The following is a 17,802-nucleotide window of genomic DNA, read 5'->3' as shown; positions in this document are numbered from 1 at the left end:
GAAAGTCGCTGTCCATGCCCGTCCTCGACCGGATCGCCGCCTTCGCGGACGAGATCGCCGCCTGGCGCCAGGATCTCCACGCGCATCCCGAGCTGCAATACGACGTCCACCGCACCGCCGGCTTCGTCGCCGACAAGCTGCGGGGCTTCGGCTGCGACACGGTCGCCACCGGCATCGGCCGAACGGGCGTCGTCGGGGTTATCCGCGGCCGGGCCCACGGCTCGAACCGCGCCATCGGCCTGCGCGCCGACATGGACGCCCTGCCGATCCAGGAGGCGCGCGACCTGCCCTACCGCTCCACGGTGCCGGGAAAGATGCATGCCTGCGGGCATGACGGGCACACGGCGATGCTGCTCGGGGCGGCGAAGTACCTCGCCGAGACCCGCGCCTTCGACGGCACGGCGGTGCTGATCTTCCAGCCGGCGGAGGAGGGCGGCGGCGGCGGCGAAGCCATGGTCCGCGACGGGCTGATGGAGCGCTTCGGCGTCGAGACCGTCTACGGCATGCACAACATCCCGGGCCAGGCGCTGGGCACCTTCGCCATCCGGCCGGGCCCGATCATGGCCTCCACGGACCGCTTCACCATCACCATCACGGGCCGGGGCGGCCACGCCGCCCAGCCGCACAACGCCATCGACAGCGTGCTGGTGGCGAGCCACGTGATCACGGCGCTCCAATCCGTGGTGTCGCGCACCGTCGATCCCCTGGAGAGCGCGGTGGTCTCGGTCTGCGCCCTGGAGGCGGGGGAGGCCTTCAACGTGCTGCCGCAATGCGTGGTCCTGCGGGGCACCATGCGGGCCCTCTCGAAGCCGATGCGGACCCTGATCCAAGACCGGATCACCGAGATCGTCACCCACGTGCCCCGGGGCTTCGGCGCCACCGGCGCCATCGACTTCAACAGCGGCTACCCCGTCACCGAGAACCATCCGGCGGAGACGGACTTCATCGCCGACGTGGCGGCCGGGCTCGTCGGCGAGGCCGGCATCGACCGGGCGGTGGCCCCCATGATGGCCGCCGAGGACTTTTCCTACATGCTCGCCCACCGCCCCGGCGCCTACATCTTCCTCGGCAACGGCGACAGCGCCGGCCTGCACCACCCGGACTACGACTTCAACGACGCCGCCGCACCCTACGGCGCCTCGCTCTGGGCGCGGGTGATCGAGACGGGGTTGCCGATCCGGGGCGCGTGACGCGGATCGTCACGCGAGGCAGGCTCCGGCCGAGCCGGGCGCCCTCCTGAAACGGCGGGTTCCGGGCGGCCGGGCCGCGCAGGCCGATCGACGGCCCTGACAGGGCCCGGCCCTGGGGGCAACAGCCGAACGTCCCGACCCTGCAAGGAGCGACTTTCGACCCCGTGTTGGACCTCTGGAGGTCCGCTTCTCGGAAGCTTGCCGGACGACGCTCTACGGCCGGATCGGTTGGGTCGGTGACGGATTGCCGACAGTCCGAAACGTCGTGACATCGGACGTTCGCTGGAGCAGGAGCCGGCAGCGGATCTGTCGTATGCCCGAACGAACGATCCGAGCATTGCCGAAGCCGTCGACCTTCTTGGCGAGGCTATCCCGAACGTTGCATGAAGAAGGCGACCGCCTCGTTGAGCGCTTCGGGCAGGACGGTCATGTGAGTTCGGCCAGGGATAAGGCTGAAGGCGCTTGTCACGCCCAAGATCCGGCTCAACCGCTCCGTCATCGCACGGGTCAGTTCCACGGTGCGGGTCGATGCAAGGCGGGCGCGGCGCGCCTCATGGTCCGGGGCGACCCGTTGGAACGGAGCGAGGGCTTCCTCGTAGGCACCGGCCAGGAGAAGCACGCGCGCGCCGTTTGGAGAGGCCTTCTCCAACTCCGCGATGCTTTCGAGCACCACGGCGTCTTCCCAGTAGATGGACGGGCTGGCGGCGATCCAGTGCGAGAAGGCCGCGGGCGCCCGAGCGAGGGCGTGGAGGACGAACAGTCCCCCGAACGAGTGTCCGAACACCGCTTGCCGCGAAGGATCGACCCTGCAGCGTCGTGCGATCGCAGGCCGGAGATCGTCCAAGACGAAGCGCAGGAACGCGTCGGCGCCGCCCGTCCGGATCGGAGGACCGCCGAGCTGGGCCGGTGGGTAGGACCGTCCGGGCGGTGGCGTGTAGTCCCAGGACCGACGCAGGCCATCGTAAGGATCGTCCCCGGGATAGCCGATGCCGACGACGACGAAGCGCGTGGCGATACCCGTGGCGTCGGGGTAGGGCGCCTGTACGCGTTCGATATCGATCGCCGTGGCCGTCACCGCGTTGCCGTCCAGCAGGTACAGCACGGGCCAGCCGTCCGCAGGCACTTCGCCGGGCGGAACGTAGAGCGTGATCCGCCACGGCACCTGCTGGCCGTTGCCGCCCAGATCGAAGGCGACCGCGCCGGTGAGCCGGGCCGGCTCGTCGGCAGTCGCACGGGCCAGGCTCGGCTTCAGCAGCAACCAGGCGGCGGCGGGAAGAGCCGCCAGGCGGCGCCGCGAGGGAAGTGCCTTCATCGGTCTCGGCTCGCGGGGGGGGCAACGGATGCGGAGAGGGGCGCTCCGGTGTCAGCTCTGCCGTCTACCATCGGTAGATCAAGCTGCCGATGACGGTCGCCGGCGCGCCGCGGTAGCAGAAGCCCGCCTGACAGGTGAAGTAGTCGCGGTCGAAGACGTTGTTGGCGTTGATCTGGGCGCGAAAGCCTTTGTACGCCGGATCGATGGCCGCAAAGTCGTAGGCCACCAGCGCATCGAACAGCGTGACGGTCGGGTTGCGGACGGTGTTCTCGTCGTTGGCGAAGCTGTTGGCGTTGAAGCGGATGCCGCCACCGAGCGTCAGTCCGCGCAGGGCCGAACTCGACGGGAACAGGTAGCTCAGGAAGCCGGTGAACGTGTCCCCGGGAATGCCCGAGAGGGCGTTGCCGTCCAGGGATTGGCCCGCGAACGAGGTCTGGCTGAGATAGCGCAGATTGAGGTGGGTGTAGGCGAGGGTGAGGTTGGTGCCCGGCGCGAAGTTGGCGATGGCCTCCATCTCGAAGCCGCGGGACTCGACGGCGCCGGTGGCCACCTGGAAGGCGACGTTGTTCGGATCCGTGCGCAGGACGCTGCTCTGGACGATATCGAAGCCGGCGAACCCTGCCTGGATGTTCGTGCCGGGGATCAGGTATTTGACGCCGGCCTCGATCTGGTCCCCCGTCGCCGGTCTGAAAGCGCGTCCGGCGGCATCGACGCCCGGCTGCGGCGCGAAGGTGGTGGCGTAGCTGGCATAGGGGACCAGCCCGGGGGCCAGCAGATAGTTGAGACCGACGCGGCCCGTGAAGGCCTGGTCGTTCTGCTGGGTCGCGGCAGCGGGGGCCGCGGTCGTGGTCTGGGACACCCAGTCGTAGCGCCCGGTCAGGGTCAGCACGAAGCGGTCGAACTTGGCCTGCTCCTGCAGATACAGCCCGACCTGATCCTGGCTCTGCGCGGTGCGCGGGCCCAGCAGCGGCGCGAGGATCGGCTGCTGGCCGTAATTGCGCGTGACGAGGTTGAGATCGGGGGCCGCGCCGAAACCGAAGCGATAGTTGAAGTCGGAATGCGCGTAGTCGAGCCCCGCCACCAGCGTATGCGCGACCGGCCCCGTGGTGACATGGGCCTCGATCTGGTTGTCGAGCGTGATCTGGCTCAGGAACTGGCGCGAATATCCTGTCGATCGGCTGGCGCTCAGGCCGTCGGGGCTGAGCGCGGCGATCGACGCGTAGCGATAGTCGTTGCTGATATCGTAGAAACGGAAGTTCTGCCGGAAGACCAGATCCCCGTCGAAGCGGTGCTCGAACGCGTAGCCGACGCGCCCCTGCTGCTGCCTGAAGTCGTTGAAGGCCGGGTCGCCGGAATAGATCCGGGTCGGGCGCAGGTTCTGGTTGAAGAACGTCGTGCTGCCCGGAAGCTTGGTCTCCTGATACTCGCTCAGGAACGTGAAGGTGGTGTCGGCGGATGGCTTCCACGTGAAGGACGGCGCGATGTAGCTCCGGTCGTCCGAGCCCCCGGGGATGAAAGTGTCCGACTGCCGCTTGATGCCGGTGACGCGGTACGCGAGGGTGCCGCCCGTGCCCTCCACCGGGCCGCCGATGTCGAAATTGCCCTGGTAGCGGTCGAAGTTGCCGACCTGTAGCTGCACCTCGCCGAAGGGCACGAAGACCGGTCGTTTCGTGGTGACGTCGAGAATGCCGCCGGGCGAGCCGAGCCCGTAGAGACCGGAAGCCGGCCCTCGCAGGATCGTAGCCGCCTCGATGCCGTAGGGTTCGATGCGCGGTACCGTCAGGCCCGATGCGACCTGGCGCAGGCCATCCCGGAAGATGCCGTCATAGGTCAGGCTGAAGCCGCGCACGAAGAACGAATCGAAGCGCGGATCGAAGCCGAAGACGTTCGAGGACACGCCGGCCACGTAGCCGATGGCCTCGTTGAGCGTCTGGACGTTGCGGTCGTTGAGCGCCTCACGGGTGAGCACCGTGACCGACTGTGGGCTCTCAAGCAGCGGTGTGTTGGTCTTTGTCGCCGTGGGGCTGATCCGAGCGGTGTAGCCGGTGATTCCGGAAGGGCCTCCGCCGCCGCCGCTGGTCGCCGCCGTGCCGCCATCCCCACCACTGAGATTGGCCCCACTACCAATCCGGGGTCCAGGTGCAACGCCTTCGACGGAGAGCTGGTCGAGCTGCACGCTCGTTTGCTGTGCTGCCACGGGCCAGGAGAGAGCTGTTGTGGCGAGAAGTAAAGCAAGGGAGGGGGCGCGATGGGGCATATGGCACGCTGATAAGCGCCTTAAGCGGCGCAGTATCGTATTCATTGCCAGATACGATCTGCATGGCAAGTTGGAAACGTGATATTTATCACACAATTAGAGCACTTCAAATCTGAAGTTGTTCCAATCTGTAACCCTATAGCATTGGATAATGAGATTTTACATCGGCCTATCATCGCTTTCCTTCATGGCCGATTCCATCAGCCTTAAGCCACTGGCTTGATCGAAGGAAATGACTGATTGCGGCGATGAAGTCGGGTCGATCACTGAACGCCCGCTCAGGGCTGGAGGGTCTCGTACTGAAGCGACTCCTCACTGACCCGATCAAATCGCTGACGAATGGCCGCCTTCGAGATGCGGCAATACCGGGCGGTCTGCCTGACGGGGGTCGGTTTTTGCCCCTCCGCTCGACCACCGGATCGAGTGGATCGCGGACATTTCACTTCGTAAGCTCCTCGAATGCGAAGGTCCGATGAAGCCAGGCATAGAAGCTCCTCAGCGCTGCTTCTCGGCTGCGTCAGTGCACTGGTCATGCTCATCATCGTGGGCCGCATCGTCTGGGCCGTCGCGACCGTACCAACGACCGCAGACGCCTTCCGGCTGTCGCATCAGGCGATCCGAGACAAAGCTCTTTCGGAGACGATCGCGGCACGCCCTGACGCTTGTACGATCAAGGGCGCACCCGGTTTTGGTTGGTCCGTGGAATGTCGCGACATCGAACGCACCTCGGGTTCCGAATGCCGCTCCGTTTGGTGGAATATCGACCCATGGGGAGTCCCATCCAACGGGATCGGAGGCCGCTTGGACTCCCTTCACGACAGATGCCGGAAGGACTTCTGAGGGACGAGCGCCGTCGGCCCGCCGACGACCGAGCTGGGTCATCGCGAGATCGTCCGCTCCAGGGCAAAAGGCCAAGCTCCGCTTCTCACTCTCAGCGGCCCTTCACACAGACGAGCGGACGGAGTTTCAGCCCGAGGACGGAGAGTTCATGCGATGCGCAGACAGATCGATCGTTTCCTGCTTCCGCTGCTTCTCTGCATCCCTTCGACGGCCTTCGCCGGCGATGCGGTCAGCCTGACGGTCGCATCGACATCGGTGCGGGCAAATGGTCAGGGTCCGAACCAACCCGACATCGTGGTCCGCTTCGATGATGGCGGTGCGGCGGCGTTCGCGACATCCACGGCCGCGCCTGTCGGCTGTCGCCTGACAGTCCGGCTCGACGGCCTCCCTGTCTCGCAATCGGGGCGCCTCCTCACGCCCATGACGGGAGGGCTCGCGGTTCTCGTTCCCCACCATCCGGATCAGGCGGTCGAGGTCGCCCGACAGATCGCATCGCGTTCCGAGAGCCTCACCGCCGCCTGCGCGTAGGCGACCGTTTCGCCGGAGCAGGAAGGGCCATGGAGATGCCGACCGCTTCGGGGAAGCGCGTGACGCAGGTCCATCGAGGGCGAGTTGGAAGACGCGACGCCGACTCCTGTCCAGGAAAGGGCGATCGCAAGGGCCGATGATCGAACCGAAAGTCGGAGTCCGGAACCCCCTCATCCCCGGGCCGCGCAGCGGAGCCCGGGACCCGGGCACGCCGAGCGTGCCGGACCTGACACGGTCGGCGGCTCCGGACGGCGCGCCTCTCCTTCGGGCCGGGCTCGACTGCGGCGTCCCCGGATCGACGGGCACGGGTGCCACCGCCCGACGGCGAGGGGGCCCGCGCGGAGTCCCGTGCGGCGTGCGCCTGCGGTCACCCTCCCCGTGGGGGGAGGGCCCCCGGAAGCCCCGCTCAGACCGGGCGGTTGGCGGTCCCGCCGAGGTGGAAGACCCGGTGTGGCACCAGTTCGCCGCGCTCGACGTCGCCCACCGCCACGAGGATGCCGCCGCAGGTAGCGAAGGCCTTGCCCTCCACCGGGGCGTCGCGCCCGCGCAGGATCACCGGCTGGCCGCGCATCAGGCGCAGGGCCATGTCCCGCGACACCGGCACCGAGGGCACCGCGTCGAGGGCGGTCTCGACGGCGTGGAGATGCCCGGCATTGCCGTCCGGCCCGGCTTCCTCGAGGGCGGCGACCTGGCAGGAATCCGCCTCGGTGAAGGGGCCGACGCGGGTGCGGCGCAGGGCCGAGACGTGGCCGTAGCAGCCCAGCAGGCGGCCGAGGTCGCGGGCGATGGCCCGGACATAGGTGCCCTTGCCGCAGGCGGCCTCGATCACCGTGCGCTCGGGGCTGTGCTCGACCACCGCGAGATGGTCGATCTGCACCGGGCGGGCCACCAGCACGACCTCCTCGCCGTCCCGGGCGAGGTCGTAGGCGCGCTCTCCGGCGATCTTGATGGCCGAGTACCGCGGCGGCACCTGCTCGATGGCGCCGATGAAGGTCGGCAGCGCCGCCTCCACGGCTTCGCGGGTCGGGCGCGCCTCGCTGGTGGCCACCGGCCGGCCCTCGGCGTCGTCGGTGTCGGTCTCGATGCCCCAGGTCACGGTGAAGACGTAGGCCTTGCGCCCGTCCATCACGAACGGGACCGTCTTGGTCGCCTCGCCGAGCGCAATCGGCAGGATGCCGGAGGCCAGGGGGTCGAGGGTGCCGGCATGGCCCGCCTTCTTGGCGTTGAAGGCGCGCTTCACCACCGCGACCGCGTGGGTCGAGGTCATGCCCACGCCCTTGTCGAGGATCACCCAGCCGTTGACGTCGCGGCGCTTCGGCCGGTCGGGGCGCGGCGCGCCCCGCGGCGGACGCCGGCCCTCGGCGGCCACGGGCCGGTCCGCCGGGTTCGGCGGCGCTGAGCCCTCGGTGCGCTCGACGGTCGGTTCGTTGATCATGGGGGTCCTCGGTCAATGCTCACAGGGGGCGGGCGGCACGTCCTGCGCCGTCATCCGTCCCGGTCGGGGTTCGCTGTTCGGTGTCCCCGCCGCCTCGGGCCGGAGACGGGGGACCGCTCAAGGCCGGTGCGCGTCAGGCGGCGTCGGGGTCCGAGGCGCCGTCGTCCTTCTCCGGGGCCGGCGATTCGAGGTCACGGCGCACCTTATCAGTCCGCAGCAGGGCGTCGATCCGGTCGGCCTCGTCGAAGGTCTCGTCGCGCAGGAAGCGCAGGTCGGGCGCGTATTTCAGGTTCACCCGGCGGGCGACCTCCTGGCGCAGCGCCTTCTTGTTGCGCGCCAGCGCCGCCAGGACCGGGGCCTCGTCCAGGCCGCCGAGCGGCATGATGTAGGCCGTGGCGAGCTTCAGGTCCGGCGACATCCGCACCTCCGGCACCGTGATGACGTGGGCGCTCAGCACCGGGTCCTGGATGTCCCCGCGCTGGAGAACCTCGGCGATGGCGTGGCGGATCAGCTCGGCGACGCGCTGCTGGCGCTGCGAGGGTCCGGTGGGGGTCTGCTTCTGGGCCATGTCGGATTCTGATCGTCTTGTCGTCGAAACGGTTCGACACCGGCGCGCCGGGAGCCGCGGACGATGCGTCGCTGAAACGGAACATCGAGGTGCCGCCGCACGGAAACGCCGAGCCGGCTGAAACGAAGCGGACGTCGAAGGCGACCCTCTTAGCGCAGATCGGCGTCCGGGATATAGGCCCGTCGCGCCAGTTTCCGCGTCGTCTTTCCGCGAAGACGGCCGGCACCGGCTCCGAAACGCGCAACGGGGCCGCGACCTCGTCGCGACCCCGTCGGTATTCCGAAGCGAATCCGCCGCTCAGAGCGTGCGACGGATCTCCTCGACCCGGTAGCACTCGATGGTGTCGCCGGCCCGCATGTCCTGGAAGTTCTCGAAGGACATGCCGCATTCGTAGCCGGCGGTCACTTCCTTCGCATCGTCCTTCAGGCGCTTCAGCTGAGCGAGCTTGCCCTCGTGGATGACCACGCTGTCGCGAATCAAGCGGACATGGGCACCGCGCTGGACCACACCGTCGGTGATGCGGCAGCCGGCGATTTTGCCGACCTTCGACACGTCGAAGATCTGCAGGATCTGGGCCTCGCCGAGACGCTCCTCGCGCAGCGTCGGCGGCAGCATGCCCGACAGGGTCGCTTTGATGTCATCCACGAGGTCGTAGATGATGTTGTAGTAGCGGATCTCGACGCCCTTGTTCTCGGCCGACTCGCGCGCTTCCTTGTGGGCCCGCACGTTGAATCCGATGACGACGGCCTTCGAAGCCTCCGCCAGGGTGATGTCCGACTCGGTGATGCCGCCGACGCCCGCCAGCAGAATCCGCGCCGACACTTCGTCGTTGCCGAGCTTCTCCAGCGCGCCGTTGATGGCCTCGACCGAGCCCTGTACGTCGCCCTTGACGACCAGCGCCAGTTCCTTGCGGCCGGCGCCTTCCTTCAGGTCGCGCATCATGTCGACCAGCGAGCGGTTCGCGCCACCGGTACGGGCAGCCAGGCGCTCGCGCTTCTGGCGGGCCCGGTATTCGGTGACCTCACGGGCGCGGGCCTCGTTCGGCACGACCACGACGCGGTCGCCCGCATCCGGGGTGCCGTTGAAGCCGAGCACCTCCACGGGGACCGAAGGACCGGCATAGGGGACGTTCTCGCCCTTGTCGTCGATGAGGGCACGCACGCGGCCCCATTCGGCGCCGGCCACGACGATGTCGCCAGTGAACAGGGTGCCGCGCTGGACCAGAACGGTCGCCACCGGGCCGCGACCGCGATCGAGCTTGGCCTCGATGACCGTACCCTCGCCGTCGCGCGTCTCGTTGGCGCGCAGGTTCATGATCTCGGCCTGGAGCTGCAGGCCCTCGAGAAGCTCCGGCAGACCGTCGCCCGTCTTGGCCGACACCTCGAACTCGAGGGTTTCGCCACCCATCGATTCGACCTGGATGTCGTGCTGCAGCAGCTCGGTTCGCACCCGCTGCGGATTCGCCTCGGGCTTGTCGATCTTGTTGATCGCAACGATCAAGGGAACGCCGGCGGCCTTGGCGTGGGAGATCGCCTCCACCGTCTGCGGCATGACACCGTCATCTGCCGCCACCACGAGCACGACGATGTCCGTCACCTTGGCACCGCGGGCGCGCATGGAGGTGAAGGCCGCGTGGCCGGGGGTGTCGATGAAGGTGACCATGTCGCCGCTCGGGGACGCGACCTGGTAGGCACCGATATGCTGTGTGATGCCGCCGGCCTCACCGGAGACAACGGTGGTCTTGCGGATTGCGTCGAGCAGCGAGGTCTTGCCGTGGTCGACGTGGCCCATGATGGTAACCACCGGGGGACGCGGATCGAGATCCTCCTCCAGCTCCGGCTCGTCGCTGAACAGGCCTTCCTCCACGTCCGACTCCGCAACGCGGCGAACGGTGTGGCCGAGTTCCTCGGCGATGAGCTGCGCCGAATCCGAGTCGATCACGTCGGTGATCTTATGGATTTCGCCCTGCTTCATGAGCAGACGGATTACGTCCACCGCCCGCTCCGACATGCGGTTGGCGAGCTCCTGGATCGTGATCGTCTCCGGGATCGTCACCTCGCGGGAGAGCTTCTCCTTCTGCTCCACCTGCCGGTTGCCGCTCATGCGCTGCTGGCGGCGGCGGAACGAGGCGACGGAGCGCGTGCGCTCGTCCTCACCCGACGTGGCGGTGGCGATCGTGAGACGGCCGCGGTTGCGATCGCCGCCCGGCTGCTTCGGCGTCTTGGGCGGCGTGATGATCTTGAGCGGCATGCCGGGGCGGCGGATCACGCGCTTCTGCTCGCTCTCCTCCTCGGCAGCCTGCGGGCGGCCAGCCGTACGGGCCGGCGTGGCTCCACCGGCCGGACGGGCGGCCGTGGCCGCGGTCGGAGCGGTGGGCTCGGGCTCCGGCGCCGGAGCCGGGCGGGCCATGAAATTCAGGTCGCGCGGCTTGCGCACGTCGGCCGTGATGGTCTTGCGCGGCTCGGCCGTGGCAGGACGCGCCGTCAGCGGCGGGCGGGCAGCCGGACGGGCCGGCGTTGTCGGAGCCGCAGGCCGGGCGGGAGGGGCCGCCTGAGCGGGACGCTCCGCCGCCGGGGCAGCCGGGGCCGGAGGCGCCGAGCGCACGATGGTCGGGGCCGCCGGCATCGGGGCGGTCTTCGACACGGTCGGGGCGGCAGCTGGTGCGGCATCGGCCTTCGCAGCGTCTTGAGCCGCAATTGCAGCGGCGCGTTCTGCCTCCTCGGCGGCGCGGCGATCCTCTTCCTCCTTGCGGCGGCGGGCCTCCTCCTCGCGCTTCTTCGCCTCGGCGGCCTCCCGCTCGCGCTGTTCCGCAGCGATGCGCTCGCGCTCAGCCGCGGCTTCTGCCTCGGCACGCCTCTGCGCCTCGGCTTCGCGGCGCTTGGCGTCGGCGAGGGCAGCCGCACGGGCGTTGCTCTCCTGCTCGCTGAGAGTGCGAAGCACCACGCCATTTGCGGACCGCTGGGCCTGACGCGGTGCGGCCGGCGGCGGAGGCGGCGCCACCCGCGTCGCAGGGGCGACGGGCGTCGTCTCACGCGCGGGGGCGGCCGGCGCGGCACCGATGACACGGCGCTTCACCGTCTCGACCACGACCTGCTTGGAGCGGCCATGGGAGAAGCTCTGACGCACCGTTCCCTGCTCGATCGGACGCTTCAAGGACAGCGGCTTCGAAGGGGGTCTCGCCTGCGTCTTGTCGCCCGGATTGTTCGTATCGCTCATTCAGTCCAAACCCTGAGGGTTTCCATCGTCCCGTGAACCGGCAAACTGCTGTGCGCCGGGTAGATCCATCGCTTCAATCGTCGTGCAGATCGGAAACGGCCTGCCCAATACGGGCGGAGCCGGCCTCCTCGGCCGTCGTCGCCAAACCTTCGAAGGTGCGGAGCCGACGCCAACGCGCAAGGCAGCCGGAAGCTCCGACTCCTGCGACGAGAGCCGCATGTATCACATGATCCCGACCCAAGGCCATGTCCAATTCTTCGTTGGACAGGTCATCGATGACGGGAATGCACGATATGGCACTGCCATGCCGCCGGTGCAATGCCGCGACGATCTTCCGCCGTCCGTCGGCGCTACCGTCGGAGGCTTGAATCACCGCCGCCACACCGGCCTTGTCGCCGATGGCCGACTCGACCTTGGCGAAGCCCGCGACCACGCAGCCGGCCTTGTTGGCCAGGGACAACGATTGACGCAGGTCGGCGCGCAGACCCTCGGCGATGCGGTCGGCGAGGTCGGATGCCATGGCATCCTTGCTTTTGAAGGCGCGTTGAAAGGCGCGCCGCTTCACCGCTTCGTTGACCGCCGCGCGGGTGGGAGTAAGCCAGGCACCGCGGCCGGGTAGGCGAGCCCGCAGATCCGGCACCACGGCGCCGTCGGGCCCGAGCACGAAACGGATCAAGCCGGACGGCGCCTGCGTCACCCGCGTGACGAGGCATGTGCGCAGAGCATTGGCACGACCCCGCCCCAGACCCGGATCGAGCAGCGTGCTCGGATCCGGCTCGACGGCATCGTCGGTCACATCTGCGGTTTCGCCCGTCATGTGGCGTGGGATTCTTTCGTCAACTGGAAAACATCCCCGCGATCCGTGGCCGCGGGGAGCCATGATTCGCCTTCTCAGACGGAGGCGGGCTCCTCATCGGTGGACTCGCTCGTCTCAGTCTCGGTCGGCGCCTCGATCCAGCCGGCATGGACGCGGGCCGCCATGACCATGGCCTCCGCTTCCGCCCGCGAAATCTCGAATCCCTCGAGGTAGCCCGTGTGCCGCTTGGCCTCGGGGCCGCGCCCTTCGGTGTAACCCACGAGATCATCGGTGGCGCAACCGGCGAGGTCCTCGATCGTCTTCACGTCGTTCTCGCCCAGCGCCACCAGCATGGGCGTGGTGATGCCGTCGATCTCGCGCAGCTCGTCCTGCACGCCGAGTTCCTGACGCTTGGCATCGAACTCCGATTCGACGCGGGCGAGATGATCCTGGGCGCGGGCCTGGATCTCGGTTCCGCTCTCCTCGTCGAGGCCCTGGATGTTGGCGAGCTCGCCCGGCTCGACGTAGGCGATCTCCTCGACGTTGCGGAAGCCCTCCGCCGCCAGGAGCTGGCCCACGGTCTCGTCGACGTCGAGGGCTTCCATGAAGATCGCGGTACGCTCGGCGAATTCCTTCTGACGACGCTCCGACTCCTCAGCCTCGGTCAGGATGTCGATGTCCCAGCCCGTGAGCTGCGAGGCCAGGCGCACGTTCTGGCCGCGGCGGCCGATGGCCAGGGAGAGCTGGTCGTCGGGTACCACCACCTCAATGCGGTCGGCCTCCTCGTCTAGCACCACCTTCACGACTTCCGCCGGCTGCAGCGCATTGACGATGAAGGTCGCCTGGTCCTCCGACCACGGGATGATGTCGATCTTTTCACCCTGGAGTTCGCCGACCACCGCTTGGACGCGGGAGCCGCGCATGCCGACGCAGGCGCCGACAGGGTCGATCGAGCCGTCCCGCGAGATCACGGCGATCTTCGCGCGCGAGCCGGGATCGCGGGCCACGGCCTTCACCTCGACGATGCCGTCGTAGATCTCCGGCACTTCCTGGCCGAAGAGCTTCGCCATGAACTGCGGGTGCGAGCGCGAGAGGAAGATCTGCGGCCCCCGCACCTCGCGGCGCACGTCGAACAGGTAGGAGCGGATGCGGTCGCCCGGACGGAAGGTCTCACGCGGGATCATCTCGTCGCGGCGGACGATGCCCTCGCCGCGGCCCAGGTCGACGATGACGTTGCCGTACTCGACGCGCTTCACGAGACCGTTCACCACCTCGCCGATGCGGTCCTTGTACTCGTCGAACTGCCGGTCGCGCTCGGCGTCGCGCACCTTCTGCACGATGACCTGCTTGGCCGACTGGGCGGCGACGCGGCCGAAATCGAAGGGCGGCAGTGTGTCGGAGATGACGTCGCCCACGAGGGCGCCGGGGTTGTAGCGGCGGGCCTGCTCCAGGGTGACCTCGCGGGCGTCGTTCTCGACCTGGTCGACCACCACGAGGTGGCGCGACAGGCGCAGCGCACCCGTCTTCGGGTCGATTTCGGCATGCACGTCGGTTTCGGCGCCGTAGCGGGAGCGTGCGGCCTTGGCGATGGCTTCCTCCATCGCGTCGATCACGATGGACCGGTCGATCACCTTCTCACGGGCGACCGCTTCGGCGATCTGCAGGAGTTCGAGCCTGTTGGCGCTGACGACGGCCATCGGTTTTCGTCCTTCTCTTCGTCGTGTTCTGTCGCGATCCCCCCGCCGCTCGGCGGGGCAGGGATCCGGGCGTGTTAGTGGAGCTTGCCGTCTTCCTTCACCCGCACCGCCTTGGTGCGGACGGGCTTCGCCTTGTTCCGGGCCTTGATGGCGAGACTCTCCTCGGTCTCGACCTTCACGGGCTTGGGCCGTTGCGAGGCCTTCGGTTTCAGGGGACGGGAAATCTTCTTCTTCAGCGGGGCAGGGGCAGGGGTCGGTTCGGCTTCGATCTCCGCCTCGTCCCCCTCCGCGTCGTCCATCTCGTCGTCGAGGGCGGGTGGACCGCCGCGGCGCAGGGATTCGCGTACCAGCTCGTCGGTGAGCACGAGGTAGGCGTCGCCGAGGTCGCGCAGCGGCAGGTCGATCCGGCTCGGCAGGCCCTCCTTCACGTCGGGCAGGTCGATCGGTACCGTGAGCCCGTCCGCAGTCGGGGCGCCGATGATGCCGCGGAAGCGCTTGCGGCCGTCCATCGGCACGGCGAGCTCGATCTTGGCCTCGTAGCCGGCCCAGCGCGCGAAATCGACGGCCCGCACCAGCGGCCGGTCGATGCCCGGCGAGGAGATCTCGAGGTAGTAGGGCTTGCCGATCGGGTCATCGAGATCGAGCAGTGGCGAGATGGCCCGGCTCACCGCCTCGCAATCATCCACCGTCATGGTGCCGTCCGGCCGCTCGGCCATGATCTGCACCGTGCAGCCGTTGGCGCTCGTCACCTTCACCCGGACGATGCGATAGCCCAGGCCCTGAATCGAGCCCTCGATGACCTGCACCACCCGCGCGGCCACGCCGGTCTCGGTGATGAGGCGCTTTTCGTTGAGATCGCTGTTGAGCGGGTCGCTGTTGAGGTTGTCCGCCATGCTGCGCTTGAAGTCCGGCCTTGTCCGAGGCGATCCGGCGCGAGAGTCATTGCGGCAATAAAAAAGAGCGGACCCGGTGGGGCCCACTCCCGAACCGCAGTCTCACAACTGCAACCAGAACTGATAGCAACAGAATAAGCGCGTTCGCTCCCATTTTCAAGCGGTTTCCGCCCTGCGTCGAACCCGGACCCTGGGCCGGCCTGGGCGAAAACCACCGCCTACGTAGCTGCCTTGATGCCCCATGATCCGCGCGGCGGTTCCACAACGCACCTGGCAGAAATCAGAAAAAATTTGAAGACCAGTCTTGGGCCGCTCGGCGATCCCGCTCGCGCCCCACCCCGAACGGACGGGACTGCAACGACCCCGGCGTCGTGCTGGGCACGCGGATGGAACCCTGTTGCCGATCGGAACCATGCAGCCCGGCCCTTCGGACTCGCAGTGCGTACCGCGAACGGAGTCCACGGTGTCGGGATCGCGCGCCGCCGGCGCAGACCTCTCAATCCCCCTGGTGCTGGGCCGCGCCGGTGGATGTTGCGATCCGAGGCTTGGCCCTCGCGTACGACTGTCCGGCGCAACAGCGAGCCCGGAGGACCTCCCGCGTTGCGTCGGTGCCAAGAAAAACGCCGCCCCGCAGGGCGGGACGGCGTCGATGATCGCTGTCGGTCGTCTGGGTCCCGAGGTCCGGACCCAGATCGAACCTCAGGCCGCCTGGGCCCGCTTCAGGAGCTTGCGGTTCACCAGCATCTCGGCGATCTGCACGGTGTTCAGGGCCGCGCCCTTGCGCAGGTTGTCGGCGACGCACCAGAACGAGAGGCCGTTCTCCACCGTAGCGTCCTCACGGATGCGGGAGACGTAGGTGGCGTCCTCGCCGGCGGCCTCGTGCGGGGTCATGTAGCCGCCGGGCTCGCGCTTATCGACGACCATGAGGCCAGGGGCCGAGCGCAGGATCGCGGTGGCCTGCTCGGCCGAGATCGGGCGCTCGAACTCGACGTTCACGGCTTCCGCGTGGCCGATGAACACCGGCACGCGCACGGCGGTGGCCGTGAGCTTGATCTTGGGATCGAGCATCTTCTTGGTCTCGGCGACCATCTTCCACTCTTCCTTCGTGTACCCGTCCTCCATGAACACATCGATGTGCGGGATGACGTTGAAGGCGATGCGCTTGGGGAACTTCTCGGCCTTGATCTCGCCGGCGGTGAAGACCGAGCGGGTCTGCTGGAAGAGCTCGTCCATGGCGTCCTTGCCGGCGCCGGAGACCGACTGGTAGGTCGCCACCACCACGCGCTTGATCGTGGCCGCGTCGTGGAGGGGCTTCAGCGCGACCACGAGCTGCGCCGTGGAGCAGTTCGGATTGGCGATGATGTTGAGCTTGGAGAAGCCGTGGATGGCGTCCGGGTTCACTTCCGGAACGATCAGCGGCACGTCCTGATGGTAGCGAAACGCCGACGAGTTATCGATCACGACGCAGCCGGACTGACCGATGCGGGGCGACCACTCCTTCGAGGTCTCGCCGCCCGCGGACATCAGGCAGATGTCGGTATCGGAGAAGTCGTAGGAATCGAGGGCCTTCACCTTCAGGATCTTGTCGCCGAAGGACACGTCCTGGCCGGCCGAGCGGCGCGAGGCAATTGCCACCACCTCGTCCGCCGGAAAGGCGCGCTCGGACAGGATGTCCAGCATCTCGCGGCCCACATTGCCCGTGGCACCCACGACGGCGACCTTGTAACCCATGCTCTTCACTCCGCTCTGCACGGGCGCCGAGGGCCCGTGCGGCGCCCGCCGGTCTGGCGAAGCGCATCGTCCGGTACCGGCGCCGTTCTCAAGCCTCCCTGCCGTGCGCCGAGCCGCCCACGGCGGCCGGCGGCCCGCCGGCCGCGAAGGTGCGCGGCCCGATCCCGGTCCGCGCCGTCTGGCGCCCGCCGCATCGCAGCATGAGTCGCCAAGGGCGGGAGCAAGACGCCTCGCTCCCGCCTCTGTCAAGGGTTGGACGCTCCGATCACGCCACCAGGGCGGCCGGGGCGGCCTCGAGGGCGTCCCGCGCCTCCGCCAGGATGGCGTAGGAGGTTCGTCGCGCGCCCTGGTCGTGGATCGCCGCCGCCACCATGATCTCGTCGGCGCCCGTCTCCCGGATCAGCTCGGCGAGCCCCGCCCGCACGGTCTGGGGCGAGCCGACCAGGCTGCGGGCCAGCATGCGCGAGGCCTGTGCCTTCTCGTGCGGGGCCCAATAGGTCTCGATATCGTCGATCGGCGGTCGCAGCAGGCCGCGCGTGCCGCGCACGAGGTTGGTGAACTGCTGCTGGGCCGAGGTGAAGAGCCGGCGCGCCGCGGCGTCGGTCTCGGCCGCCACCACGTTGATGCCGATCATCGCATGCGGGTGGCTGAGCTGCGCTGACGGTTTGAAACGCTCGCGATAGAGGGCGAGGGCCGGCAAGAGCTGCTCGGGCGCGAAATGCGAGGCGAAGGCGTAGGGAAGTCCCAGCATCGCGGCGAGCTGCGCGCCGTAGGTGCTCGAGCCGAGGATCCAAAGGGGCACCTTCAGCCCCGTCCCCGGAACTGCCTGGACCGTCTGTCCGGGCTGCGGGTCGCCGAAGAGGGCCTGCAGTTCCAGCACGTCCTGCGGAAAGGTGTCGGCGGCATCTGGGGAGCGCCGCAACGCGCGCGTGGTGCGCGGATCGGTGCCGGGCGCGCGCCCGAGGCCGAGATCGATCCGGCCGGGGAACAGGGTCTCCAGGGTACCGAATTGCTCGGCGATGACCAGGGGGGCGTGGTTCGGCAGCATGATGCCGCCCGCGCCGACGCGGATCGTCCCTGTGCCAGCCGCGACGTGCCCGATCACGACAGCCGTCGCCGCACTGGCGACGCCGATCATGTTGTGGTGCTCGGCGAGCCAAAAGCGACGATAGCCGTGCTCTTCCGCGTGGCGGGCGAGATCCACGCTATTTCGCAGGGCATCGGCAGGCGTCGCGCCCTCGGGCACGAAGGCGAGGTCGAGGACGGAAAGGGGGATCATGAAGTCCTTCTGTGTGTCGCGCAGTGGGCCCCGTACCGAGAGATCGCGATGGGCAGGGCC

12 protein-coding genes are annotated in these 17,802 nt (G+C 68.4%); 2 read left to right on the top strand and 10 right to left on the bottom strand.

Features of this window, described 5'->3' with window-relative positions; all coding sequences use genetic code 11:
• The first annotated feature begins 14 nt into the window (after positions 1 to 14).
• Positions 15 to 1,190, top strand: a complete 1,176-nt coding sequence (locus tag AC6EUL_RS02045; protein ID WP_056270939.1) for a M20 aminoacylase family protein — start codon at positions 15 to 17, stop codon at positions 1,188 to 1,190.
• A 367-nt stretch (positions 1,191 to 1,557) separates the two neighbouring features.
• On the opposite strand, the gene AC6EUL_RS02040 is transcribed toward AC6EUL_RS02045, so the two are convergent.
• A complete protein-coding gene (locus AC6EUL_RS02040; protein ID WP_499868544.1) occupies positions 1,558 to 2,502 on the bottom strand; it encodes an alpha/beta hydrolase in 945 nt (314 codons plus the stop codon).
• A gap of 64 nt (positions 2,503 to 2,566) precedes the next feature.
• Positions 2,567 to 4,759, bottom strand: a complete 2,193-nt coding sequence (locus tag AC6EUL_RS02035) for a TonB-dependent siderophore receptor (RefSeq protein WP_499868542.1) — start codon at positions 4,757 to 4,759, stop codon at positions 2,567 to 2,569.
• A 993-nt stretch (positions 4,760 to 5,752) separates the two neighbouring features.
• Here AC6EUL_RS02035 and AC6EUL_RS02030 point away from each other — a divergent pair.
• Positions 5,753 to 6,127 carry a hypothetical protein gene (locus tag AC6EUL_RS02030; protein ID WP_499868540.1) on the top strand — a complete coding sequence of 125 codons (375 nt, stop codon included), beginning with the start codon at positions 5,753 to 5,755 and terminating at the stop codon, positions 6,125 to 6,127.
• A 406-nt stretch (positions 6,128 to 6,533) separates the two neighbouring features.
• On the opposite strand, the gene truB is transcribed toward AC6EUL_RS02030, so the two are convergent.
• The 8 genes from truB to AC6EUL_RS01990 form a co-directional block, all read right to left on the bottom strand.
• A complete protein-coding gene (gene truB / locus AC6EUL_RS02025) occupies positions 6,534 to 7,562 on the bottom strand; it encodes a tRNA pseudouridine(55) synthase TruB (RefSeq protein WP_056270930.1) in 1,029 nt (342 codons plus the stop codon).
• 133 nt (positions 7,563 to 7,695) lie between these two features.
• Positions 7,696 to 8,130, bottom strand: coding sequence for a 30S ribosome-binding factor RbfA (gene rbfA, locus AC6EUL_RS02020; RefSeq protein ID WP_056352948.1), 435 nt, complete (start codon positions 8,128 to 8,130; stop codon positions 7,696 to 7,698).
• 297 nt (positions 8,131 to 8,427) lie between these two features.
• A complete protein-coding gene (infB, locus tag AC6EUL_RS02015; protein ID WP_499868538.1) occupies positions 8,428 to 11,346 on the bottom strand; it encodes a translation initiation factor IF-2 in 2,919 nt (972 codons plus the stop codon).
• A 73-nt stretch (positions 11,347 to 11,419) separates the two neighbouring features.
• Positions 11,420 to 12,163, bottom strand: a complete 744-nt coding sequence (locus AC6EUL_RS02010; protein WP_056212604.1) for an RNA-binding protein — start codon at positions 12,161 to 12,163, stop codon at positions 11,420 to 11,422.
• 74 nt (positions 12,164 to 12,237) lie between these two features.
• Positions 12,238 to 13,839, bottom strand: a complete 1,602-nt coding sequence (nusA, locus tag AC6EUL_RS02005; RefSeq protein ID WP_499868536.1) for a transcription termination factor NusA — start codon at positions 13,837 to 13,839, stop codon at positions 12,238 to 12,240.
• A gap of 74 nt (positions 13,840 to 13,913) precedes the next feature.
• A complete protein-coding gene (gene rimP, locus AC6EUL_RS02000; protein WP_499868534.1) occupies positions 13,914 to 14,732 on the bottom strand; it encodes a ribosome maturation factor RimP in 819 nt (272 codons plus the stop codon).
• 699 nt (positions 14,733 to 15,431) lie between these two features.
• On the bottom strand, positions 15,432 to 16,463 hold the full coding sequence (locus tag AC6EUL_RS01995; protein ID WP_056212594.1) for an aspartate-semialdehyde dehydrogenase: 1,032 nt from the start codon (positions 16,461 to 16,463) through the stop codon (positions 15,432 to 15,434).
• A gap of 265 nt (positions 16,464 to 16,728) precedes the next feature.
• Entirely contained in the window at positions 16,729 to 17,742 is a 1,014-nt protein-coding gene (locus AC6EUL_RS01990) for an LLM class flavin-dependent oxidoreductase (RefSeq protein WP_499868532.1), read from the bottom strand.
• Positions 17,743 to 17,802 lie beyond the last annotated feature (60 nt).

The sequence above is a fragment of the Methylobacterium sp. 001424705 genome, assembly GCF_059816145.1.
This window is presented reverse-complemented; position numbering and strand designations above follow the sequence as displayed.

Bases quoted from the DNA above. Each gene is read 5' to 3' on its own strand.
- AC6EUL_RS02045 (WP_056270939.1), top strand. From the start codon at position 15: ATGCCCGTCCTCGACCGGATCGCCGCCTTCGCGGACGAGATCGCCGCC.
- AC6EUL_RS02040 (WP_499868544.1), bottom strand. From the start codon at position 2,502: ATGAAGGCACTTCCCTCGCGGCGCCGCCTGGCGGCTCTTCCCGCCGCC.
- AC6EUL_RS02035 (WP_499868542.1), bottom strand. From the start codon at position 4,759: ATGCCCCATCGCGCCCCCTCCCTTGCTTTACTTCTCGCCACAACAGCT.
- AC6EUL_RS02030 (WP_499868540.1), top strand. From the start codon at position 5,753: ATGCGCAGACAGATCGATCGTTTCCTGCTTCCGCTGCTTCTCTGCATC.
- truB (WP_056270930.1), bottom strand. From the start codon at position 7,562: ATGATCAACGAACCGACCGTCGAGCGCACCGAGGGCTCAGCGCCGCCG.
- rbfA (WP_056352948.1), bottom strand. From the start codon at position 8,130: ATGGCCCAGAAGCAGACCCCCACCGGACCCTCGCAGCGCCAGCAGCGC.
- infB (WP_499868538.1), bottom strand. From the start codon at position 11,346: ATGAGCGATACGAACAATCCGGGCGACAAGACGCAGGCGAGACCCCCT.
- AC6EUL_RS02010 (WP_056212604.1), bottom strand. From the start codon at position 12,163: ATGACGGGCGAAACCGCAGATGTGACCGACGATGCCGTCGAGCCGGAT.
- nusA (WP_499868536.1), bottom strand. From the start codon at position 13,839: ATGGCCGTCGTCAGCGCCAACAGGCTCGAACTCCTGCAGATCGCCGAA.
- rimP (WP_499868534.1), bottom strand. From the start codon at position 14,732: ATGGCGGACAACCTCAACAGCGACCCGCTCAACAGCGATCTCAACGAA.
- AC6EUL_RS01995 (WP_056212594.1), bottom strand. From the start codon at position 16,463: ATGGGTTACAAGGTCGCCGTCGTGGGTGCCACGGGCAATGTGGGCCGC.
- AC6EUL_RS01990 (WP_499868532.1), bottom strand. From the start codon at position 17,742: ATGATCCCCCTTTCCGTCCTCGACCTCGCCTTCGTGCCCGAGGGCGCG.